We start from the raw sequence: 22602 nt of genomic DNA on the forward strand, positions 1-22602 counted from the left end.
TGATGAAGAAACTGACTTGTGTTCTGGCGCTGGCCAGCGCTTTCGTGGCGCAGGCCGCCTACGCCTGGGGCCACGACGGCCACGCAGCAGTCGGCGCCATCGCCGACAAACTGCTCAAGGGCACGCACGCCGAGCAGCAGATCAAGGCCTTGCTGCTGCCGGGCGAGTCGCTCGAATCGATCGCCAGCTGGCCCGACTGTGTCAAGGGCAACTACTGCGGCCCGCAGACCCAGGAGATGATCGACTACGTCAACGCCAACCCGAAGCACAGCGAGTACCACTACACCGACGTACCGTTCCAGATCGACCACTACCATGACGGCGCCGCCGGCACGACCGACGTCGACATCGTGCAGACGCTGAAGGAAGCGATCTCGGTCCTGCAGGGCAAGGACACGCCGGACACCAACCCGCACCACTTCACCAGACGCCAGGCGCTGATCCTGCTGGTGCACATGACCGGCGACATCCACCAGCCGCTGCACGTCGGCGCGGCCTACGTCGACAAGGCCGGCAAGTTCGTCGTCCCGAAAACCAAGGCGGAGATCGACGAGACGGTCGTCTTCGATACGCGCGGCGGCAACAACTTCCTGCTGGACGAGGCCAAGACCGAACAGCGCGCCGCCGCCGTCGCCGACGTGATCCCGCCGGGCGACGCGGTGCCGGTGAAAGAGGGCGTGCCGAAGGCGCTGACCAAGCCGTTCCACTCGTACTGGGACACCACCGTGGTCAACTACGCCTTCCGCCGCGTGAAGACCAAGACCCCGGACGCGTTCGCGCAAGTCACCATCGACGGCAAGCCGCAGGTGGTGGCCAACAGCGGCGACCCGGTCACCTGGCCGTACCAGTGGGCCGACGACACGCTGGCCGTGGCCAAGCAGGCTTTCGAGGGCGTACGCGCCGGCGAAATCACCAAGCAGACCGGCAAGAAGGGCGACACCTATTACACCTGGACGCTCGAAGTGCCGAACAACTACCCGGTGCCGAGCTCGGCGATCGCCAAGACCCAGCTGGCCAAGGGCGGGTATCACCTGGCGCAGGTGTTGCAGGCGATCTGGCCGTGATGCTTTCTTGAGTCTCGTCTGAACGTTGTCGCCCCGGCCCCGGTCGGGGCGCCGTCTTTTGGGCGCCGTCTTTATGGCGCGCCGCGTATGGACGGGCGCCGCTAGAATCGCTCCCATGCCGATTCCAAAGCCCGCCATGCTCGCGTATCAATCCACCCGTCCCGCACGCCTGCGCGCGCGTGCCTGCGCTCTCGCATGCGTGTGCGCACTCACGGCCGCGTGCGCGCACGCGAGCGCCGCTGAACCCATCGCTGGACCCGCCGCCGAACCGGCACCGGATGCATCCGTCTCCGCCCCGGCCGCTCAGGTCAGCGCCGCCACGCCGCCTGGCGAGCGCGTCGAACCCAGCGAAGCCGGCCTGCCGCTGTGGGAAGCCGGCGCCGGCGCAGCCGTGTTCAGCTCGCCCGCCTATCCGGCCGCCGAACAGCACACGACGCGCGCCCTGGCGCTGCCGTTCATCCTTTACCGCGGCAAGGTGCTGCGCGCCGACCAGCAAGGCGTCGGCGCGCGCCTGGTCAACACCGATCGCATCGAATTCGACGTCGGCTTCGCCGCCGCGCTACCCTCGCACTCCGACGACGTGAGCGCGCGGCGCGGCATGCCGGACCTGGGCACGCTGGTCGAGTTCGGGCCGCGCGTGAAGGTGCATCTGGCGGACCTGGGCGAGCAGGGCAGGGTGCGCTTCGAGCTGCCGCTGCGCACCGTGATCGAGGCGCGCGGCGGGCTGCGGCGCCAGGGCTGGACGGGCGAGCCGCGCCTGGTCTGGCAAAAGATCGGAGCGGACCGTACCTGGACGGTCGAGGGCCAGCTCGGCGCGCTGTTCGGCGACCGCCGCATCCAGCGCTACTTCTACGACGTGGCGCCGCAGTACGCCACCGTCGACCGCCCCGAATACCACGCCGATGCCGGCCTGCTGCTGGTGCGCACCGGCCTGTTCGGCACGTATCGATTGAATCCGGACTGGCGCCTGTTCGGCTTCGTGCGCCTGGAAAGCTACGCCGGCGCGGCCAACAAGGACAGCCCGCTGTTCAAAAAAAATGCCGGCGCAGCGGCCGGCATCGGATTTGCGTGGACTTTCGCGCGCTCGGGGGTAAGGGCAACGGAATGATCGATGTTGAGGCATCGGTCCCGCATGAGCGCGCTCTTACGGCATCAACGTTTTGTTGGCGGCTTCTTCATTGCGTCAAAAAAGTAACCGGACCAAAACACCACGATCTTCCCTTTGCCTTTCAAGACTGCTTCAGTGCAGTCGAGGTCGATCACTGTGATGGTTTCCGGCAGCCCCAAATAACCAACGCGCGCATGGTAGCCCTCGCGCATGTACTTGGCTGCATCCTCACGGTGGCGTGTCAGCTCCGGCTCGCGGCAGGGTTCTCCATTGAATACGACACCGTCGCGCCTGACGAGCATCGTCTTGCCGACCAGAGCCGCAGCCTGCTCGTCAGTCAGCGACGCGATATCGGCCGAGTCGAGAACTTTCGTCAGCGTCCACGTGCCGAGGATGTCGGCGTCTTTGTCAGGATGAGCGGTCTGTGCTGAATGAGCGGCAAGCGTCGTCAGTGCGGTCAAGGCTATCCGTTGCTTCCAAATACGTAAAAAGCACATTATTCGCTCCTTTCGCTTATTTGCCGGCCACGGCAGCGGCTTTTGCAGCCGTCTGGAACGGGGCGCTTTCTTCTGCCCGGCGTGGAATCAGTCCGCGCGCCAGCACCTTTTTGCCGTTCACGTGCGTTGACGTCATCGTTCGAATTTCGGCGGCGGCCTCCGTCAGGTGGCCGGTGTCGACGAGCATATAGACTTGTCGAGAGCCCTTCACGCCCGCATTGAAAGTCAGGCTGACCAAGGCATCGAACTGGTCCTGCGGCAGCTTTTGCTTGCGTACCTGGCGGATGACGCCCGCCTCGGCCGCAGCGACCCTGCGCGAAAACTCGGCTTCGATCGAGGCCGCGCTGACCGGCGTCGCCAACTCTTGCTTGGTACAAGGGCCTTTGTAGGCCAGGATGCCAACGCCCCAGGTGCAGCTGCCTTGCCGGGTCCCATGTCATCATAGTAATGAAGCACTTCCTTCTCGCGCCGGCGCATCCGGTTGCGCGCTTCGGGACTCATCTTCATCCCTTCGTTGGCCGACGATGTGGCCGCTGCAGATGCCTGTTTGGTCATGCGTCTCCATTGCGTGAAGGCACCAATTTATAGGCGGTTGGAAATCGATTCGTTGCGGCGCCACAAGCAGGCTGGCCTGGATGGATCGAATGCACGGAAGTGCATTGGTCCGTCGTGCAGCCGCGCAGTGCGACCGCGTCCACCAGCGGCGGGCATACCGCTGAGCGGGCGGAACACGAAGACGTGGTATTCGCGAAGATCGCCGATCTGGCCTCGCCGATCCTGCTGCAAACCTGCGCTACGGGCAAGACGCTCCCCAGGGCCAGGTTCGAGTTCATGCGTGCCGATGGCGATGGCAAGCCAGTCAAGTATTTCGAGATCCAGCTTGAGAACGTGCTGATCAGCGGCGTCGCACCGTCGCTTGTTGAAGGTACGCTGCTGGCCGAACACGTCAGCCTGAAATACTCGAAAATCAAATGGGCTTACACCCGGCAGGGTATCGGCGGGGGCGCCAGGGGCAGCACGGTCGGCGGCTGGGATCTGGCAGCGAACCGGATCGCGGTATGACTCCAAAAAAAGAAACCGCCGCGCGCTTGAACGGCGTGCGGCGGTTTTTTCATGCATGCGCGCGTGCGCGCGTGACGGTCAGCGGGATTTGACGAACGGCTTGCCCGCCGCCTTCGGCGCCACCGACTTGGCCATCAGGCCGGCCAGCACGACCACGGTGACCACGTACGGAATCATCTGGATCAGCGATCCCGGTATGCGGCCCACCACCGGCAGGTCGACGCCTTCGAGCTGGATCTGGATCGCGCCGAACAGGCCGAACATCAGGCAGCCCAGCACCGTGAAGGTCGGGCGCCAGTTGCCGAACACCAGCGCGGTCAGCGCCAGGTAGCCGGCGCCGGCCGACATGTCGCGCAGGAAGAAGCCGCTCTGGACGATGGCCAGATAGGCGCCCGAGAACGAGCACAGCACGCCGGCCACGAACATGGCCAGGTAGCGGGTGCGCTCGACCGAGACGCCGGCGGCGTCGGCCGCGTGCGGGTTCTCGCCGCAGGCGCGCAGGCGCAGGCCGAAGCGGCTGTGGTAGATCACCCAGTGCACGACCGGCAGCAGCAGGAAAGCCAGGTAGACCAGGATCGACTGGCCGCCGATCACGTGGCCGTACAGCCAGCCGACGAAGGGCACGTTGTCGAGCGCCGCGGTGCCGGGGAACACGATGTCGGTGAAGCGCGCGTCGCCCAGGTCCGGCGTGCGGCCGCCCTGCTGAAAGAAGAACTGGGCCAGCACGAAGGTCAGGCCGCTCATGGCGATGTTGATGGCGATGCCGGCCACCAGCTGGTTGCCCTTCTGCGTGATCGAGACGAAGGCCTGGACCATGGCCAGCGCCACCGAGACGGCGATGCCGGCGGCCACGCCCCACCATGGGCTGTGGGTGGCGTAGGCGACCGCTGCGGACGCGAAGGCCGAGGCCAGGATCTTGCCCTCCAGGCCGATGTCGACCACGCCGGAGCGCTCGGCGAACAGGCCGGCCATCGCGGCGAACATCAGCACCGGGGCGTTGCGGATCGTGGAGACCACGATGCTGGCGATGTGGAAGTCTTCCATGTCAGGCCTCTTTGCGGGTACGGGTCAGGTTGATGATCTTCATGAGCGCCGGCGCGTAGAAATTCTCCATCGCGCCGCAGAACAGGATGATCAAACCTTGGATGAAGATGAAGGTCTCCTGGGGGATGTTGGGCTTCTCAAGCGATAAATCGAAGCCGCCCTGGATCAGCGCGCCGAACAGCACCGACGACAGGAAGATGCCGACCGGGTTCTGGCGGCCCATCAGCGCGATCGCGATACCGACGAAACCGGCGCCGGCCGGGAAGTTCAGCGACAGGTAGTGGGTCGAGCCGAGCACCGAGTTGACCGAACCGAGGCCGGCCAGCGCGCCCGAGACCAGCATCGCCACGATGATGGTGCGGCTGATCTTCACGCCGGCATAGTGCGCCGCGTGCGCGTTCAAGCCGGTCGCGCGCAGCTTGTAGCCCCAGGACGAGCGCCACACGGCGACGCCATACAGGGCCAGCGCCACGATCGCCAGCAGGAAGGTGATGTTCAGCGGCGTGTCGCCCAGCACCGGCATGATCTTGTTCAGCAGCGGCAGCGCGGCGGCGTCGGAGAACACGCGCGAAGCCGGGTTCTGCTGGCCGGCCGGGATCATGTACTCGACGATCAGGAAGTTCATCAGGTTGGCGGCGATGAAGTTGAACATGATGGTCGTGACCACCACGTGGCTGCCGCGCCTGGCCTGCAGGTAGCCGGGCAGGAAGGCCCACAGCGCGCCGAACAGCATCGAGCCGATCATGCCGGCCGGGATCAGCAGCCAGGCCGGCAGGTGGGCGTCGAAGGCCAGCATGGCCAGCGTCAGGCCGAGGCCGCCGACGTACATCTGGCCTTCGGCGCCGATGTTGAACAGGCCGGCCTGCATCGCGATCGACACGGCCAGGCCGGCGAAGATGAAGGTGGTGGCGTAGAACAGCGTGTAGGCGAGGCCTTCCGGATCGACGATCGCGCTGTTGACCAGGATCTGCAGCGATTCCGACGGGCTCTCGCCCAGCAGGTGGATCACCAGGCCCGCCACCAGCAGCGCCGACAGCAGGTTCAGGATGGGTAAGGCAAAGCCCGTGGCCCAGCGTGGGAGTTCAGTTTTCATATGCGCTCAAGACTTGTGCATGCCGCCCATCAGCAGGCCGATGCGGGTGGTGTCGAATTCGTCGACCGGCAGGATGCCGGTGATGCGTCCGCCCGACATCACGATGATGCGGTCGGCCAGCGCGCGCACTTCTTCCAGCTCGACCGAGGAGAGCAGGATCGCGACGCCTTCGTCGCGCAGGCGCAGCAGCTGGGTGTGGATGCTTTCGATGGTGCCGATGTCGACGCCGCGGGTCGGCTGGCCTACCAGCATCAGCTTCGGCTTGGCGGCGACTTCGCGCGCGATCACGACCTTCTGCTGGTTGCCGCCCGAGAGCAGGCCGATGCGCAGGTTCGGATTGTTCGGGCGTACGTCGAACGATTTCATCAGGCCGGCGCAGCGTGCGGCGATGGCCTTGAAGTCGAACAGGCCCCAACGGTTTTTCACATGGTCCTGGTAGCCGAACACGGTGTTTTGCATCACCGAGAAATCCTTGATCACGCCGTCGCGCAGGCGGTCTTCCGGCACGTGGCCGATGCCCAGTTCGCGGAAGGCGGCGGGCAGGCCGTCGGCGTTGCCGCGGCCGTTGAAGGGCAGGGCGCGGCCGAGGAATTCGACCGAGCCGCTGCTCGGCAGGCGCATGCCCGACAGGATCTCGAGCAGCTCGCTCTGGCCGTTGCCGGACACGCCGGCGATCGCGACGATCTCGCCGGCGCGCAGCGAGAACTCGATGTCCGACAGCAGCGCCACGCCGTTCGCGTCTTTCAACTGGATGTCGGCGACCTTGAGCACCTCGGCGCCCGGATTGAACGGCGCGCGCGGCAGCACGATCTGGATCGGCCGGCCGACCATCATGCCGGCCAGCTGCTCCTTGGACGTCTCGCGGGTCTGCACGGCGCCGACCACGCGGCCGGCGCGCATCACGGTCACCTCGTCGGTGATGTCCATGATCTCCTGCAGCTTGTGGGTGATCAGGATGATGGTCTTGCCCTGCTCCTTGAACAGGCGCAGGATCGCGAACAGCGACGCGGTCTCCTGGGCGGTCAGCACGGCGGTCGGCTCGTCCAGGATCAGGATCTCGGCGCTGCGGTAGATCTGCTTGAGGATCTCGACGCGCTGCTGGGCGCCGACCGACAGGTCCTGCACGACCGCCAGCGGATCGACCTCGAGGCGGTAGCGGTCGCAGATCTCGCGCAGTTTCGCTTCGACGCCGGCGCGCTGCCCGGCCAGCTTGAAGCCGCCTTCGTTGCCGAGCATGACGTTGTCGAGCACGGTCATGTTATCGACCAGCATGAAGTGCTGGTGGACCATGCCGATGCCGAGCGCGATCGCCTCGTGGCTGGTGCGGATGTCGCGCGGCTGGCCGTCGATCAGGACCTGGCCGCTGTCGGCGTTGTAGTAGCCGTACAGGATACTCATCAAGGTCGACTTGCCCGCGCCATTTTCGCCGATCACACCGTGGATCGAGCCCTTGGCGATCGAGAAGCTGACGTCGGCATTCGCCTGCACCGCCCCGAAGGCTTTGCTGATATTGCGAAATTCTACGGCTGGCTGCATAGCGATCGTGTAGTTGATTGGATAGGAAGCATTCATTCAAAAGCGCGCCGCGCCGGTCGTGCCGGCGCGGCGCGCTCTTCTCGAAACTAAAATTAAACGGTCCTGCTTACTGCGGGCACGAGCCGCTCGTACGGTAATCGACGACCTTGATCTTGCCGCTGATGATGTCGGCGCGCGCCTGGTTGACGCGCTTTTCCATCTCGCTCGACACCACCATGCGGTTGTCCTTGTCCAGCGCCCAATCGACACCGCCTTCCTTCAGGCCTTCGTAGGTGATGCCCGGCGTGAACTGGCCTTTCTGGGCTTTCATGAAGGCTTCGTAGGTCGCGTTGTCGACGTGCTTGACCATCGAGGTCAGCATCGTGCCCGGGTGCAGGTAGTTCTGGTTGGAGTCGACGCCGATCGCCAGCTTGCCCTTGGCCTTGGCCATCTGCAGGGCGCCCATGCCCGAGCCGCCGGCCACGGCGAAGACCACGTCGGCGCCGCGGTCGAACTGCGCGCGCGCCAGCTCGCCGCCCTTGGCCGGGTCGTTCCAGGCCGTGCTGGTGGTGCCGACCATGTTCTGCAGCACCTGCACGTTGGGCAGGATCGCCTTCGCGCCCTGCACGTAGCCGCAGGCGAAGGCGCGGATCAGCGGAATGTCCATGCCGCCGACGAAACCGAGCGTCTTGGTCTTGGATGCCATCGCGGCGGCCACGCCGACCAGGTAGGAACCTTCCTGCTCCTTGAACAGCACCGAGTTGACGTTCTTGCCCTCGGCGTTGCCGTCGATGATGACGAAGTGGGTATTCGGGTATTCGGCCGCGATCTTCTGGACCGGCTGGGTCTGGGAAAAGCCGATCGACACGATCAGCTGCAATTTCTTGCGCGCGAGCGCGCGCAGCACCTGTTCGGCCTGGGTGTCGTAGTTGGCCTGGGCTTCAAACACCTTGACGCCGGTTTCCTTCGTAAAACGCATTACGCCTTCCGAGGCGGACTGGTTGAAGGACTTGTCGAACTTGCCGCCGGCGTCGTAGACGATGGCGAGCTTGGTCCCGGCGATGTCGGCCGAGGCGCTCGCGCAGGCGCACAGCGCCGCGATCGTCATACAGAGTTGCTTGAATTTCATCTATTGGCTCCTGGAATCCCGTAATTGTACCGGCGCAACGCGCGCGTTGCGAGGCCGGATAGCGCCATCGCGCCGGCGGATTCTGGCAAACCTGCTGACATCCTGGGGGTACGACTGACTCTGGACAAGGCTGGCGCAGGCTGATCGCATCGCTGCGATTCGAACTTCATCGACCTGCGCAGCTGATCTGACAACTATGCATCAGCCCGTTTATACGTGGCAAATACGATTTTACTTCGCAATTTATTTAGTGGAAATATAAATAGAGACAACTTTTACGGCTTTCTCTCAGAAAACCACAGTTCTCCAAGACAGCCGCGCGCCGCCGTATTTGCAGCGGGCGCGTTCCAATGTGCCCCGTTGTGCGGCTATTTGCCGGCGGCGGGCAGAGATGGGGCAGTCGCATTCAGCAGTGGGACGGGCACATTGGCCGGCGCGGCTGCGGACGGATCGGCCGGCTGCACGACGGCCTGGACGGGCGCGGCCGCCACCGGCAGGGCGGCGGCCAGGACCGGTGCTGCCGCCAGAACTTGCGCCACGGCCGACGTCGGGGCCGTGGTTTGTGGCGCCGTTGCCGGTGGCTGGGCCGCTGGGGCAAGCGGCAGCGGCGCCGCGGCGGCGGCGGCATCGGCGATGACGGCCGCGGCGGTCTCGGCGGCCACGGTCGCGATCGGCTTGGCGAACTGCGCGCTCAGGAAGTCGGCGATGCGACTCTGGGTCGCTTCCAGATACGGAATGTTGAGGTGGTCGGAACCGGGAATGATATCGTCGCCGCACAGCTGGGCCAGCTTGGCGACCAGCTGGTCGGTGTGCGAATGCGGCACGACGTCGTCGCTGGTGGCGCGCAGCACGTAGGTCGGCGCCTTGAGGGAGGGCGCGAACTTGATCGATTCGAAGCGGTGGCGCAGCAGGTATTCGATCGGCATCACGCGGAACTTGCGCTTGGCTAGGGCCAGGATCGAATCGTAGGGCGTGATCAGCACCACCGAATGCGCCGACCGTTCCTTGGCGACCTGCACAGCGACGCCGGAACCCAGGCTGCGCCCGACCACGGCGATGCGGCGCGGATCGACATGGGGCCGCGCAGCGAGCCAGTCGAACAGCATGCAGCCGTCCTCGACCATGAAGATTTCGGCCGGCTCGCCGTGCGATTCGCCATAGCCGCGGTAATTCACGGCCAGCACCGTCATGTCGGGAAACAGCTTGCCGGCATCGCGCACGACCCAGGACACTTCTTCCGAGCGTCCGCCGAAGTACACGACGGCCGGATGCGGGCCGCGCGTCATCGGGGTCATCAGCCAGCCGGACAGGCGGGTGCCGTCGGCGGCGCGCAGCACCACCGGGCGCGTGCGGTGGGCGCTGCTGCGCGGGCTTTGGACTTCGCGCTCGACCGTGGGGTTGAACACCAGCCGGCGCTGGTTGGCCGCCACCGCCGCCGTGAGGCCCAGCCATACCATGCTGGCAAAGCCAGCCATTCCCGCCGCTATTTTCTTACGTGTATCCATGGCCCTAGTCTACCTCTGCCTTTTGATTATTGCTGTGTGTTGCTCAGCAATTCGTGCGCAGATGCGCGGCGCGGCAGAAAAGTGGCGCTAAAGCAACATGTTCAAGAGGGTCAGGCAGGGAGCTGGCGCCGTGCCCGGCAGCGCCAGCGCAGTGTCGGTGCGGCGTCGGCGCAGACTCAGTACAGCGTCGGCCCGAACGAAGGGGCGTAACGCTCGACGCGCTGCATCGCCTTGCCGATGAGCGAATCGGGCTGCGCCACGTCGAGGTCGGGCGCCTTCCCGGCAGGACCGGCGCCGGGCGCATGCGCGTTCTGCTCGTGCGCCGTGCGCGCGCCGAACAGGCCCGACACCGCAATCCCGAGTGCGCCGAGCGCCGACAGGATCAGCGACCCAGTGCCGGGCCCGGCATCCCTGCTGCGCAGCGCCAGGTTGGCGACGGTAACCGCCATTACGCCGCCGTTGAGCATCGCGTGCACGTTGGCGGTGCGCTTGACCTCGCTATCGGACTCGATCTCGAGATAATCCCTGGCGCCGGCCACGGCCGCCACCGTTCCGCCGATCAGGCCGCCGGCCAGGCTGGCATACGCGGCCTTGGCGTAGGCCTCGTTGTCGGTCGCGCGGTGCAGCGCATCGAAGATGAAACCGAGGGGAATCAGCGCAGCCGGCGCCACGATCAGCAGCGGATGCAGCGAGCGGTGCGCGGCAGTGGATTCTGACATGGCATTCTCCAGAGATCGATCTGGTGTCTAGTGTGGCACAGCCCGGCCGTTGGCTTTCGCACGGTACGGCAAGGAACGCCAGCGCCGTCTTCCAAGTTAAGATATTGTTTTATAAACACAAGCAGAACCCGAGGAGATGCCGTGCACTACCTGCTGACCTACGACCTGGCGCCCGACTACCTGGAGCGCCGCGGCGAATTCCGCAACGAACACTTGCAGCTGGCCTGGGACGCCCAGGAGTGCGGCGAGATGCTGATCGCCGGTGCGCTCACCGACCCGGCCGACACTGCGCTGCTGCTGTTTTCCGGCGACACGCCCGAGCCCGCCGAACGCTTCGCCCAGGCCGATCCGTACGTGACCCACGGCCTGGTCAAAAACTGGCGCGTGCGGGCATGGAATACGGTCGTCGGCAAGGATGCGTGCAATCCGGTGCGGCCGGAATGATGCTGCGCCCAACCATGAAGATCGTCCTGTCGTGCATCGCGCTGGCGCTCACGGCCTGCACTGTGGCGCCGACGCAGGCGCAAAAGGAAACGCAGATGCCGACGCAAACGCGGGTGCAGATGCAAACGCCGACGCAGCAGGAAGCCTTGTTCGTCGCACGCGTCGAGCGCATCAGCCTGGCGCCGCGCGGCGGCATGGCGTGTCCGGAGTTGTGCCCGTCGAAGTTCACCCGCAACGAGGATGGCTCGACCGAGGTCTGCATCGCCGACGATGGCGGTTGCCAGAAAACCGAGGTGCAGGTGGAGCGGGTGTTGCTCGGCACCGTCCAGCCGGGTCCGTACAGCTTCGACGGCCGCATCGGCGAGTGGAGCGGCAGCGCGCATTTCCCGGTGACCCATACGCCGATCCTGGTGCACGTCAGGCCGGGCCTGGTCGAATGGGCGCCGGTGACCAGCAAGGACGGCCAGCAGCAGGTGCGGCTCAAGGCGTTCCGCTTTGGCGTCGTCGCGGGCGTGGACCTGGGCGCGCTCGCGCGCGACGAAGGCGACGCGGTGACGCTGGATGCGGTGGCCCAGCGTCTGGCTGCTGCGCCGCACTGAGCCGCACCGAGCCGCACTGAGAAGGACTGAACCGCGCCGGCAGATGCGGCGTTCAATTCGCCACCAGCAGCTTGACCAGCAGGTTGTGCGTGGTCAGCGCCAGCGCGCCGTCCGGCGTCAGCACGATGCCGACCGGGTGATCGAGCCCGCCCGGCAGGGCATTGAGCAGGATGCCCTGCCTGCCGCTCACGCCGGCCACCGTGCTGGTCACATTGTCCAGGTTGATGCGGCGGATCAGCGCGTTGTCGGTGTCGGCGATGTACAGGTCGTTGCCGTCGACCGCGATGCCGGACGGCGCGCACAGGCGCGACACCGTCGGGCTGCCGTCGACCGCGCCGCATTGCCCGGCCTGGCCGGCCAGCGTCGAGACGTCGCCGTTCGGCTTGAGCATGCGGATGGTCGAGTTGCCGGTGTCGACCACGTACACGTTGTCCCACTGGTCGACCGCGATGTCCTGCGGATTGCAGAAGCGCGCCGCGCCGCCGCGGCCGTCGGCGCTGCCGCATACGCCGGGGCTGCCGGCGACCGTGGTCACGTTGCCCTTGAGGTCGATGCGGCGCACCGTGTGGTTGCCGGTGTCGGCCACCCACAGGTTGCCCGAGCGGTCCAGCGCGATGCCCTTGGGATTGCAGAAGCGTGCCAGTGCGCCGTTGCCGTCGCCGGCGCCGCAGCTGCCGTTGCCGGCCACGGTGGCGACCGCGCCGCCCGGGGTGACCGAGCGGATCGCCGAGTTGCCGGTGTCGGTGACGTAGAGATTGCCGGCGGCGTCGCTGGCGATGCGGCTGGGGGCGTTCAAGCGCGCCGCCGCGCCGGCGCCGTCGACGTAGCCGGCCACGCCGCGGCTGCCGGCCAGCGTCGTGACGACGCCCTGCGGCGTGACCAGGCGCACCGTGTGGCTGGCCGGCTCGACCGTGTACAGCTTGCCGGCGGCGTCGGTCGCGATGCCTTCCGGATGATTGAAGCGGGCCGCGGCGCCGGTGCCATCCAGCGAGCCGGTGCAGGACCCGCAGATGTCGCCGGCAATCGGGAACAGGCCGGTCGCGCCCTGCGGCCGGTCGGGCCAGCTGGGCCAGTCGGGATGGTCGGGCCACGGATGGTCGTGCTCCGAATACCAGCCGAAGCCGACGCCGACGTCGACGCCGCCGCCGCAACCGGTCACGGTGGCGCCGAGCAGCGAAGCCAGCAAGAGGGCGCACCAGGTCGCAAAGCGCCACCGGCGCCCGTGCGCGAAAGCCATGGTCGGATTCTTCATGGGATCCTCGGGGTTGAAGACGCCCCGAGCTTACCCGGCGCGGCTATTCGCACCGTGCGTGCGCTCAATCCGATTCTCGGCGGATTGTGCAGGTTCCGACCCGAGCGGCATAAAAGCCACGTGTCCGCCGACCGGGCACAATGCCTGCATCGACTCGGGTAATATCAGGCAAACTCATCTGCTGGAGAACCATGCACACTGCAGTCAATTTGTGGCCCCTGCTCGGCATCGCCGTCGTCGTGGCCGGCTTCCTGATCCGCGCCAATCCGGTGCTGGTCGTGATCGCGGCCTGCGGCGTCACCGGGGCGTGCGCCTTCATGTCGCCGGTCCAGATCCTCGAGTCGCTCGGCGCGGCCTTCATCAAGACGCGCAACCTGGCGCTGATCCTGCTGCTGCCGCTGGCGGCGATCGGCCTGCTCGAGCGCGCCGGCCTGAAGGAGCACGCCCAGGCCAGCATCGCCAAGATCCGCTCGGCCACCAGCGGGCGCCTGCTGACGGTCTACCTGCTGGTGCGCGAGCTGACCGCGGCCTTCGGCCTGACCAGCATCGGCGGGCAGCCGAACATGGTGCGCCCCTTGATCGCGCCGATGGCCGAAGCGGCCGCCGAGACGCGCATCGCGGCCGCCGGCGGCGCCATCGACGACGCCCTGCGCCAGCGCATCCGCGCGCTCAGCGCCGCCACCGACAACGTCGGCCTGTTCTTCGGCGAGGACGTGTTCGTGGCCTTCGGCGCCATCGTGCTGATGCAGACCATCCTGCGCGCCGAGGGGCTGGAAGTCGATCCGCTCAAGATGGCGCTGTGGGGCTTGCCGACCGCCGTCACGGCCTTCGTCGTGCATGCCTGGAACCTGCGCCGGCTCGACGTGCAGATCGCGCGCGCGGCGCATACGGCAACGCGCTCAGGAGCGCCGCAGTGATCGTTTCCGTCGACTTTTTCTACCTGCTGGTCGGCCTGCTGTTCGCGGCGACGGCCATCATGAACCTGCGCGACCGCGCCAATCCGAGCCGCGTCGCCACCTTCCTGTTCTGGGGCCTGTACGCGCTGGTCTACCTGCTGGGCGAACGCATCCCGCCGCTGTGGGGCGGGGTGCTGATGGTGGCGATGGCGCTGCTGGGCGGCTTGAACCTGGTGCGCGCGGGCCGGAGCAGCGTGCCCGACGAGTCCACGCGCCGCGCCAGCGGCATGCGCCTGGGCCATCGCCTCCTGATCCCGGCGCTGGCGATTCCCGTCGTGACGATGATCGGCTCGACCCTGCTGAAAGACGTCAAGCTCGACCTGGGCGTGCTGGCCGGCCCCTTGCTCGACCCGAAGAACCTGACGGTCGTGAGCATGGGCTGCGGTTCGATCGCCGCGCTGGCGCTGGCCTGCTGGCTCACGCGCGCCACCCCGCTGCAGGGCGTGCGCGAGGCGCGCCGGCTGATCGACGCGATGAGCTGGGCGGTGGTGCTGCCGCACATGCTGGCCGTGCTCGGACTGCTGTTTTCCGAGGCCGGCGTCGGCAAGGCGGTGGCGCACGTCACCACGTCGTATGTGAACATGGACTCGCGCCTGGTGGCCTGCGCCGCGTTTTGCATCGGCATGGCAGTATTTACGGTCGTGATGGGCAACGGCTTCGCCGCGTTTCCCGTGATCGCGGGCGGGATCGGCATCCCGGTGCTGGTCGGGGTGTATCATGCGAATCCGGCCGTGATGGCGGCGATCGGGATGTTCAGCGCCTACTGCGGCACCCTGATGACGCCGATGGCGGCGAACTTCAACATCGTGCCGGCGGCGCTGCTCGAGCTGCCCGACAAGAACGCCGTGATCAAGGCCCAGCTGCCGACGGCGCTGCCGGTGCTGCTGGCAAACATCCTGCTGCTGTACTTTTTAATGTACCAATAAGGGACCCCGCATAACCTGCTGCGCGTTGCATTGCTGGCTTGCGATGCTCGCTGTACGCAAGGTACAGCTGCGCTTCTCATCCAGCACTGCCGCCGCTCGCGATGGTTCTGCGAGGTCCCCGTTAAGTGAGAAAAATCATGACCAAGACCGTCCTGCTGACCGGATTCGAACCCTTCAACGGCGCCGCAATCAACCCGTCCTGGGAGGCGGTGCGTGCGCTCGACGGCTGGAGCGGCCCCGATTTCCAGGTCGTCGCGCGCCAGCTGCCGTGCGTGTTCGGCGGCGCCAACCTGGCGCTGCTGGAGGCCATCGACGCGCTCAAGCCCGACATCGTGATCGCGGTGGGCCAGGCCGGCGGGCGCCCGGACATTTCGGTCGAGCGGGTGGCGATCAACGTCGACGACGCCTCGATCCTCGACAACGCCGGCCAGCAGCCGGTCGACGCGGCGATCGCCGCCGGCGGCCCGGCCGCCTATTTCAGCACGTTGCCGATCAAGGCCATCGTGCGCGCGCTGCGCGTGCGCGGGCTGAAGTCGAGCGTGTCGCAAACCGCCGGCACCTTCGTGTGCAACCACGTGTTCTATGGCCTGATGCACCACGTGGCCGGCCGTTCGGACGACGAGCCGGCGATCAAGGCCGGCTTCATCCACGTGCCGTTCCTGCCCGAGCAGGCGGCCGACCGCCCGGAGCGTCCGCCTTCGATGGCGCTGGACGAGATCATCGACGGGCTGCGCATCGCGGTCGAGCTGGCGCTGTCCGAACAGGCCGACATCGCCGAGGCGGGCGGCGCGACCCACTGACGGAGCGTTCTGGCCGGTCAGCCGATTGTCTTGCGCATCAGCGTCAGCGGCACCGCCACCCGTCCGTCCGCGAGCGACAGATTCACGCCGTGCACCGGTGCGAAGCCATGCGCGGTGTACAGCGGCACGCCCGGCATGGTCGCCGTCAGTTCGAGTACAGTGAACCCGGCTGCCAGCGCCTGGGCGCTGCAGTGGCGCATCAGCATCGAGCCCAGACCCTGGCGCGCCATGCCCGGATCGACGAAAAAGGCACGGATCCTGGCCGCGTCGAGCGCCGGGTCGAGCAGGCGGTCCGGCGCCGACTTGTGCTGGTCGCCGCCGAATGCAGTGGAACGCTTGCTCCAGCCGCCGCAGGCGACGATGCGCGCATCGGCTTCGATGGCAAAGTAAGTGCCGTCTTCGATCAACTGGCTGTCGACCCCGAACACCTCGCGCGTGATCGCCTGCGCCTGTTCCGGCGTGTAGAAGCCGTTCGACAAGCCGATGCCGGAGCGCGCGATCAGCGCTTGCAGCGCGGGGATGTCGGCCGTCGTGGCGGCCCGCAAGCTGAAATCGGTGCGCATCGTCATTCGCGTTCCGGATTGAGGATCTTCAGGAAAGCCCGCACCACCGGCGCGTCGTCCTGCGTGGGATAGGTGATGTACAGGTTGGCCGACGGCGCATTCGTCCTGATCGGCAGGAAGCGCACGCCCGGCCAGCCGATGCGGCTGGTGGTCTGCGGCATCAGCGCCACGCCCAGGCCGGCGCCGACCATGGCCAGCAAGGTCTGCGGCTCGGCCGCTTGCTGGAAGATGGTCGGCTGGAAGCCGGCGTCGACGCAGCACTGGATCAGGTAGCGCGGCTCGGCCGACTGGTCCAGGTGCAGCGTCAGCATCGGCTCGGTCCCGATGTCGGTCAGTTCGATGCCGTCCTGCCGGGCCAGCGGGTGATTGGCGTTGATCGCCACGCACACGTTCTCGCGGAAGCACAGCTCCTGGCGCAGGTTGGCGTGGCGCAGCACGTCCTCGTCGAGCTTGGGCTCGCGCCAGAAGCCGACGTCGATCTGCCGGGCGCGCAGCGCGTCCCACTGGTCGTTGGGCCCGAGTTCGTGGATGGTCCAGGTCACGCGCGGGAACTGGCTCTGGAACTGTTCGAGCAGGCCGGGAATCGGTCCCCACATCGCCGAGCCGACGATGCCCACGCGCAGGCGCCCGACCTCGCCGCGGTCGATCTGGCGGATGGTGTCGATCGTCATGCGCATGCGCCCGAGCAGGTCGGCCGCCTCGTGCATCAGCGCCTTGCCGGCCACGGTCAGCTCGAAGCTGCGCGTGGTGCGCGCGAACAGGCGCACCCCGAGTTCGCTCTCGAGCTTCATGATCTGCTGCGACAACGGCGGCTGCGAAATGTGCAGGCGCTCGGCGGCGCGGCTGAAGCTTTTTTCTTCGGCCACGGCCAGGAAGTATTTCAGCTGCTTCAGGTCGATCGACATGGGATCCCGTGCAGGTTATGCCTCGTTTGCCAGCGCCACCGCCAGGCGCGCGCCGACCAGCGCGTTGTGCTTGACCAGCGCGATGTTGGTCGCCAGGCTGCGCCCGCCGGTCAGCTCCTTGATGCGCGCCAGCAGGAAGGGCGTGACCGCCTTGCCTTTCACGCCTTGCTGGCCGGCCTCGCCCAGCGCCTGCGCGATGATGCCGTCGATCTCGTCGTTGCGCATCGCCGATTCCGCCGGCACCGGATTGCTGACCACCACGCCGCCCTTCAGGCCGAGCTGCCACTTGGTGCGGATGAAGCGCGCCTGTTCCTGCGCGGTGTCGAGCTGGAAGTCGGCGTCGAAGCCGGATTCGCGCGTGAAGAAGGCCGGGAAGCCCGGCTGGCCGACGCTCACCACCGGCACGCCGTGGGTCTCGAGGTATTCCAGCGTCAGGCCGATGTCGAGGATGGATTTGACGCCCGCGCACACCACGGCGACCGAGGTCGAAGCCAGTTCCTGCAGGTCGGCCGAGATGTCGAAGCTGGTCTCGGCGCCGCGGTGCACGCCGCCGATGCCGCCGGTGACGAACACCTCGATGCCGGCCAGCTCGGCGCAGATCATGGTCGCCGCCACCGTGGTCGCGCCCAGCTTGCCGGTCGCCAGCACGTAGGCCAGGTCGCGCCGGCTGACCTTCATGGCGTCCTTCGATTGGCCCAGCAGCTCGAGCTGCTCGTTCGACAGGCCGACGCAGATGCGGCCGTCGATGATGGCGATGGTGGCCGGCACGGCGCCGGCGTCGCGGATCACCGCTTCGACCTCGCGCGCGGTCTGCACGTTCTGCGGGTAGGGCATGCCGTGCGAGATGATGGTCGACTCGAGCGCGACGATGGGTTTGCCGGCGGCGCGCGCCGCGTCGACTTCGGGAGAAAACTGGAGAAAGCTTTGCATGTTCATGGTTGTCCTGCGATGTGATTCAAGTTCAGATTACGTCAGCCAAAGTCTGCGGGCCGATGCCCGGATACACCGTCTCGGCTGCGCCCAGCGTCAGCTTCGATAGCGCCAGGCCGCGCCGGCAGGCCAATTCGAGGGCGCTGCCACCGGCATCCTCGCGCTCGGCCGGCGCTTGCAGCAGCGACCAGCAGACCGCCGCCGCGAACGCGTCGCCGGCGCCGGTCACGTCGACCACCTGCGCATCCGGCGCGGCCAGGCGCTTGACGTCGCCGGGCGTGGTCAACATGACGCCGTCGGCGCCGCGCGTGACCACCAGGTCGCGCACGCCCTGCGCTTGTACCTCGCGCATCGCGGCTTCGATCTCCGCCTCGCGCGCGAGCGTGCGCCCGACACGCGCGCCCAGCTCGCCGGCGTTCAGGATCAGTAAGCCCGCGCCGCGCAGGTCGCGCGGCAAGCGCGCCATCTTCGGCTCGGACACCGCCACCAGCACCAGTTCCATGCCACCGCGCCGAACTTCCTGCACCAGCGCGTCGACCGTCGCCAGCGGCAGGTTCAAATCCGCCACCACCAGCGCCGCGCTGGCCAGCTGGGCCTGGCGGCTGGCGACGAAAGCCGCGTCGACACGGTCGTACAGCGCCATGTCGGCCAGCGCCACGACCATGTCGCCATCCTGGTCCAGCACGGCGGTGTAGGTGCCGCTGGCGGCATCCTCGAACCGCAAGGCGCCGCGCGTGTCGATGCCGAGCGATTCGGCATGGGCGAGCAGGGCGGCGCCCGAGCTGTCGTTGCCGATCGCAGTCAATAAAGCAACCTGCGTGCCTAGCCGCGCCAGGTTCTCGGCGATGTTGCGCGCCACTCCGCCGAACGATTCGACGGCGCTGGCCGGGTTCGAAGTGCGCAGCGTGAGCGGACCGGTGGAGCGCAGCTTGCGGTCGAGGTTGGCGGCGCCGACGCAGGCCACCGGCCGGCGCTCCCGCTCGGCCGGCAGCACATAGGCGCGGCCGAGCAGCTTGCGTTCGCGGATCAGTCCGGCGATATGGCCGGCCACCGCGGAGCGCGACAAACCGAGCTGGACGGCGAGGTCCTGCTGCGAGATGAAGGGATTGGACCGTATCAGCTCGAGCAGTTGTTGTTTTTTAGTCTGTTCCGTCACGATAGGATGGGTGTCAACAATTGTCTGCAAGATTAGACATATGTTTAGGCAGAGTCAACGTCGAGCATGAATGGCAAACATTTCCAGCATTGCATGCAGGCATGACAAGCTTATTGGCGCCCAAAACATGGTAGCTCGGATTTATACATTCCACATATAAATCGGCCAGAAAAATGGTATTTGCCATACCAATTCGCGATAATGCATAGTTAGAACATTTTGGTGCGTCGCCTGCCCGCAAAGCGTGCGCGAAGCAGCGCCAGGCACTGCACCCAGCGTCATCCATCCCATACCGCCGATCTCAAAAGGAACATCGTCCATGTCCAGCAACACCCCATTCGAAGCCGCCGACGTCATCCGCGCCCGCAAACCCGGCTTTACTCCGCGCGTCGCCCTGATCCTCGGCTCCGGCCTGGGCGTGCTGGCCGAGCAGATGCTGGACGCGGTGTCGATCAGCTACGCCGAGCTGCCGGGCTTCCCGATCAGCACCGTGCATGGCCACGCCGGCGAACTGGTGCTGGGTACCCTGGCCGGCGTGCCGGTCGCCTGCATGAAGGGCCGCGGCCACTTTTACGAAGGCTACGGCGCCAGCGTGATGACCTCGGCGGTGCGCACGTTCAAGCTGCTGGGCTGCGAGATGCTGTTCGTGACCAACGCGGCCGGCTCGCTGCGTCCGGAAGTCGACGCCGGCAGCGTCGTCGTGCTGACCGACCACATCAACCTGCTGCCGGGCAGCCCGATGGCCGGCCCGAACGACGACCGCTTCGGCCCGCGCTTCTTCAGCATGGCCAACGCCTACGACGCCGGGATCCGCGACCTGATCAAGACCGTGGCAAGCGAAAAGAGCATCACGCTGCACGAGGGCGTCTACCTGTCCTGCCCGGGTCCGCACTTCGAGACCCCGGCCGAAATCCGCGCCTTCAAGACGCTGGGCGCCGACGTGGTCGGCATGTCGGTGGTGCCGGAAGTGATCGCCGCGCGCCACTGCGGCCTGAAGGTCGCCGGCGTGTCGGCCATCACCAACCTGGCCGAAGGCCTGAGCCCGTTCCCGCTGTCGCACGAGCAGACCCTGAAATACGCGGCGATCGCGGCCAAGGACCTGGTCCAGCTGATCCACGCCTTCATCGAGCGCCTGGGCGCCACGCCGAGCGCAACCACCGCTGCCTGAACAGGAGAACGCCATGTCACGCGCATTCATCCTCCTGCTTGACTCCTTCGGCCTCGGCGCGCTGCCGGACGCGGAGAAGTACGGCGATCTAGGGGCCAACACCCTCGGCCACATCGCCAAGTGGGCGGCGGACAGCGGCGCGCCGCTGCACCTGCCCAATCTCGAAAAGATCGGCCTGGGCGCCGCCGCGCACAAGGCCAGCGGCGAGTGGCCGGTGGGCTTCCAGAAACGCGAAGGCTTTTCGGGCGCCTGGGGCGTCGCACGCGAGCAGTCGACCGGCAAGGACACGCAGAGCGGCCACTGGGAAATCGCCGGCGTGCCGGTCCGCTTCGACTGGGGCTACTTCCCGAAGACCGTGCCGAGCTTCCCGCAAGAGCTGACCGATAAACTGAAGGAAGTGACGGGCGTGCCGGGCTGGCTGGGCGACTGCCACGCCTCCGGCACCACCATCATCGCCGAACTCGGCGACGAGCACGTCGCCACCGGCAAACCGATCCTCTACACCTCGGCCGACTCGGTGCTGCAGATCGCCGCGCACGAGGAGCACTTCGGCCTCGAGCGCCTGTACGCAGTGTGCGAAGCCGCCTACGAGCTGGTCAAGCCGTACAACATCGGCCGCGTGATCGCGCGTCCGTTCACAGGCAGCAGCGGCAGCTACAAGCGCACCAGCAACCGCCACGACTATGCCGTGCCGCCGGTCGCGCCGACCCTGCTCGACCACGTCAAGAACGATGGCGGCGAGGTCATCGCGCTGGGCAAGATCAGCGACATCTTCGCGGGGCAGGGCGTCACGCAACTGATCAAGGGCGCCGACAACATGGCCCTGTTCGACCGCCTGCTGGAAGTGGCCGACACGGCCGGCGACAAGTCGCTGACCTTCGTGAACTTCGTCGACTTCGACATGCACTTCGGCCACCGCCGCGACGTCGCCGGCTATGCCGACGCGCTGCGCGAGCTGGACGCGCGCCTGCCCGAATTCACCGCCAAGCTGCGCGAGGGCGACCTGGTCGTGATCACCGCCGACCACGGCTGCGACCCGACCTGGGCCGGCTCGGACCACACGCGCGAGCACATCCCGATGCTGTTCTTCGGCCCGGCAGCGCCCGCGCGCGAGCTGGCCGTGTCCGACACCTTCAGCGACATCGGCGCGACCCTCGCGCACCACCTCGGCGTCAAACCCCTTGCTAACGGAACTGCCCTGCTATGAGCCCGAACCTGGATTTCAAACGTAACACGGCCATCGACCTGGACCTGGGCTGGATCAACCACCTGAAGGTCAACCGCAACGCCGCCGACCGCCGCGCCGCCAGCCTGGCCAACCGCCGCACGGTCAAGAAGGAATACCAGGCCGCCTGGCTGGTCCGCGCGATCGAGTGCATCGACCTGACCACGCTCTCCGGCGACGACACCCCGGGCCGCGTCGAGCGCCTGTGCCGCAAGGCCATGCGTCCACTGCGCGCCGACCTGATGGAGGCGCTCGGCCTGGACCATCTCACCACCGGCGCCGTCTGCGTGTACCACGAGATGATCGGGCCGGCCGTGCAGATACTGCAGGGCCGCTTGCCGATCGCGGCGGTGTCGACCGCCTTCCCGGCGGGCCTGTCGTCGCTGGAAACCAAGCTGCGCGAGATCGAACTGTCGGTCGCCGCGGGCGCCACCGAGATCGACATCGTGATCACGCGCCAGCACGTCCTGACCGGCAACTGGCAGGCGCTGTACGACGAGATGGTCGCCTACCGCAAGGCTTGCGGCGACGCGCACGTGAAAGCCATCCTCGCGACCGGCGAACTGGTCACGCTCGACAACGTGGCCAAGGCCTCGTGGGTGTGCATGATGGCCGGCGCCGACTTCATCAAGACCTCGACCGGCAAGGAAGGCGTGAACGCGACGATTCCGGTGTCGCTGACGATGGTGCGCGCGATCCGCGACTACTACGAGCAGACCGGCTTCAAGGTCGGCTACAAGCCGGCCGGCGGCGTCGGCACCGCCAAGGCGGCGCTGCAATACCTGACGGTGATGAAGGAAGAGCTGGGCAACGAATGGCTGCAGCCGCACCTGTTCCGCATCGGCGCCTCGAGCCTGCTGACCGACATCGAGCGCCAGCTCGAGCACTACGTCACCGGGAACTACTCGGCCGCCTATCGCCACGCGCAACCTTGAATCAGGA

22 protein-coding genes and 2 pseudogenes are annotated in these 22602 nt (G+C 66.8%); 11 read left to right on the forward strand and 13 right to left on the reverse strand.

Annotated features, from left to right (window positions below):
- Positions 1-2 precede the first annotated feature (2 nt).
- Entirely contained in the window at positions 3-1064 is a 1062-nt protein-coding gene (locus FA90_RS23460; protein ID WP_036176861.1) for a S1/P1 nuclease, read from the forward strand.
- 115 nt (positions 1065-1179) lie between these two features.
- Positions 1180-2172, forward strand: coding sequence for a MipA/OmpV family protein (locus tag FA90_RS23465; RefSeq protein WP_239700930.1), 993 nt, complete (start codon positions 1180-1182; stop codon positions 2170-2172).
- Positions 2173-2216: 44 nt separating this feature from the next.
- Here the strand turns inward: FA90_RS23465 and FA90_RS23470 are convergent, their stop codons facing one another.
- Together FA90_RS23470 and FA90_RS23475 are read right to left on the reverse strand one after the other, a co-directional pair.
- Positions 2217-2633 carry a hypothetical protein gene (locus FA90_RS23470; RefSeq protein ID WP_036173132.1) on the reverse strand — a complete coding sequence of 139 codons (417 nt, stop codon included), beginning with the start codon at positions 2631-2633 and terminating at the stop codon, positions 2217-2219.
- A gap of 52 nt (positions 2634-2685) precedes the next feature.
- Positions 2686-3081 (reverse strand): annotated as a pseudogene (locus FA90_RS23475) (glycoside hydrolase family protein); the annotation flags it as partial.
- A 209-nt stretch (positions 3082-3290) separates the two neighbouring features.
- Here FA90_RS23475 and FA90_RS23480 point away from each other — a divergent pair.
- Positions 3291-3731, forward strand: a pseudogene (locus tag FA90_RS23480) (Hcp family type VI secretion system effector); the annotation flags it as partial.
- Between the two features lie 78 nt (positions 3732-3809).
- On the opposite strand, the gene FA90_RS23485 reads toward FA90_RS23480, so the two are convergent.
- From FA90_RS23485 to FA90_RS23510, 6 genes are all read right to left on the reverse strand, one after another.
- Complete coding sequence (locus FA90_RS23485) at positions 3810-4775, reverse strand: ABC transporter permease (protein WP_036173134.1); 966 nt, start codon at positions 4773-4775, stop codon at positions 3810-3812.
- A gap of 1 nt (position 4776) precedes the next feature.
- Positions 4777-5868, reverse strand: coding sequence for an ABC transporter permease (locus FA90_RS23490; protein ID WP_036173136.1), 1092 nt, complete (start codon positions 5866-5868; stop codon positions 4777-4779).
- Positions 5869-5874: 6 nt separating this feature from the next.
- Positions 5875-7404 (reverse strand): ABC transporter ATP-binding protein, encoded by a 1530-nt coding sequence (locus FA90_RS23495; RefSeq protein ID WP_036176871.1) that lies wholly within the window; start codon positions 7402-7404, stop codon positions 5875-5877.
- A 106-nt stretch (positions 7405-7510) separates the two neighbouring features.
- Positions 7511-8512, reverse strand: a complete 1002-nt coding sequence (locus tag FA90_RS23500; RefSeq protein ID WP_036173137.1) for a BMP family protein — start codon at positions 8510-8512, stop codon at positions 7511-7513.
- Positions 8513-8880: 368 nt separating this feature from the next.
- Positions 8881-9987, reverse strand: a complete 1107-nt coding sequence (locus FA90_RS23505; RefSeq protein ID WP_307172287.1) for an alpha/beta hydrolase — start codon at positions 9985-9987, stop codon at positions 8881-8883.
- A 206-nt stretch (positions 9988-10193) separates the two neighbouring features.
- Positions 10194-10736 (reverse strand): DUF2231 domain-containing protein, encoded by a 543-nt coding sequence (locus tag FA90_RS23510; RefSeq protein ID WP_036173139.1) that lies wholly within the window; start codon positions 10734-10736, stop codon positions 10194-10196.
- A gap of 141 nt (positions 10737-10877) precedes the next feature.
- Here FA90_RS23510 and FA90_RS23515 point away from each other — a divergent pair, with 141 nt between their 5' ends.
- Entirely contained in the window at positions 10878-11180 is a 303-nt protein-coding gene (locus tag FA90_RS23515) for a YciI-like protein (protein ID WP_036173141.1), read from the forward strand.
- Entirely contained in the window at positions 11177-11779 is a 603-nt protein-coding gene (locus tag FA90_RS23520) for a hypothetical protein (protein ID WP_036173143.1), read from the forward strand. Before FA90_RS23515 ends, FA90_RS23520 begins: the two co-directional genes overlap by 4 nt.
- A gap of 52 nt (positions 11780-11831) precedes the next feature.
- On the opposite strand, the gene FA90_RS23525 is transcribed toward FA90_RS23520, so the two are convergent.
- Positions 11832-13031 (reverse strand): hypothetical protein, encoded by a 1200-nt coding sequence (locus FA90_RS23525; protein ID WP_051972037.1) that lies wholly within the window; start codon positions 13029-13031, stop codon positions 11832-11834.
- Positions 13032-13222: 191 nt separating this feature from the next.
- On the opposite strand from FA90_RS23525, the gene FA90_RS23530 reads away from it, so the two are divergent.
- From FA90_RS23530 to pcp, 3 genes are all read left to right on the forward strand, one after another.
- Complete coding sequence (locus tag FA90_RS23530) at positions 13223-13948, forward strand: DUF969 domain-containing protein (protein ID WP_036173146.1); 726 nt, start codon at positions 13223-13225, stop codon at positions 13946-13948.
- Positions 13945-14913, forward strand: coding sequence for a DUF979 domain-containing protein (locus FA90_RS23535; protein WP_036173149.1), 969 nt, complete (start codon positions 13945-13947; stop codon positions 14911-14913). Before FA90_RS23530 ends, FA90_RS23535 begins: the two co-directional genes overlap by 4 nt.
- Before the next feature lie 137 nt (positions 14914-15050).
- Positions 15051-15713, forward strand: coding sequence for a pyroglutamyl-peptidase I (gene pcp / locus FA90_RS23540; protein ID WP_036173152.1), 663 nt, complete (start codon positions 15051-15053; stop codon positions 15711-15713).
- A 17-nt stretch (positions 15714-15730) separates the two neighbouring features.
- Here the strand turns inward: pcp and FA90_RS23545 are convergent, their stop codons facing one another.
- The 4 genes from FA90_RS23545 to FA90_RS23560 are packed head-to-tail and all read right to left on the reverse strand — an operon-like array spanning position 15731 to position 19267.
- Positions 15731-16282, reverse strand: a complete 552-nt coding sequence (locus FA90_RS23545; RefSeq protein ID WP_307172291.1) for a GNAT family N-acetyltransferase — start codon at positions 16280-16282, stop codon at positions 15731-15733.
- Positions 16279-17181 carry a LysR family transcriptional regulator gene (locus FA90_RS23550; protein ID WP_036173155.1) on the reverse strand — a complete coding sequence of 301 codons (903 nt, stop codon included), beginning with the start codon at positions 17179-17181 and terminating at the stop codon, positions 16279-16281. The genes FA90_RS23545 and FA90_RS23550 overlap by 4 nt, the downstream gene beginning before the upstream one ends.
- Positions 17182-17196: 15 nt before the next feature.
- Positions 17197-18111, reverse strand: a complete 915-nt coding sequence (locus tag FA90_RS23555) for a pseudouridine-5'-phosphate glycosidase (protein ID WP_036176883.1) — start codon at positions 18109-18111, stop codon at positions 17197-17199.
- A gap of 31 nt (positions 18112-18142) precedes the next feature.
- Positions 18143-19267: a carbohydrate kinase gene (locus tag FA90_RS23560; RefSeq protein WP_036173157.1), complete on the reverse strand. Its 1125-nt coding sequence runs from the start codon at positions 19265-19267 to the stop codon at positions 18143-18145.
- 319 nt (positions 19268-19586) lie between these two features.
- Here FA90_RS23560 and xapA point away from each other — a divergent pair, with 319 nt between their 5' ends.
- The 3 genes from xapA to deoC are packed head-to-tail and all read left to right on the forward strand — an operon-like array spanning position 19587 to position 22595.
- On the forward strand, positions 19587-20435 hold the full coding sequence (gene xapA / locus FA90_RS23565) for a xanthosine phosphorylase (RefSeq protein ID WP_036173160.1): 849 nt from the start codon (positions 19587-19589) through the stop codon (positions 20433-20435).
- A 13-nt stretch (positions 20436-20448) separates the two neighbouring features.
- Positions 20449-21642: a phosphopentomutase gene (locus tag FA90_RS23570; RefSeq protein WP_036173163.1), complete on the forward strand. Its 1194-nt coding sequence runs from the start codon at positions 20449-20451 to the stop codon at positions 21640-21642.
- Positions 21639-22595, forward strand: coding sequence for a deoxyribose-phosphate aldolase (deoC, locus tag FA90_RS23575; RefSeq protein ID WP_036173166.1), 957 nt, complete (start codon positions 21639-21641; stop codon positions 22593-22595). The genes FA90_RS23570 and deoC overlap by 4 nt, the downstream gene beginning before the upstream one ends.
- The last annotated feature ends 7 nt before the right edge of the window (positions 22596-22602 follow it).

The organism is Massilia sp. 9096 (genome assembly GCF_000745265.1).
GTDB lineage: Bacteria > Pseudomonadota > Gammaproteobacteria > Burkholderiales > Burkholderiaceae_D > Telluria.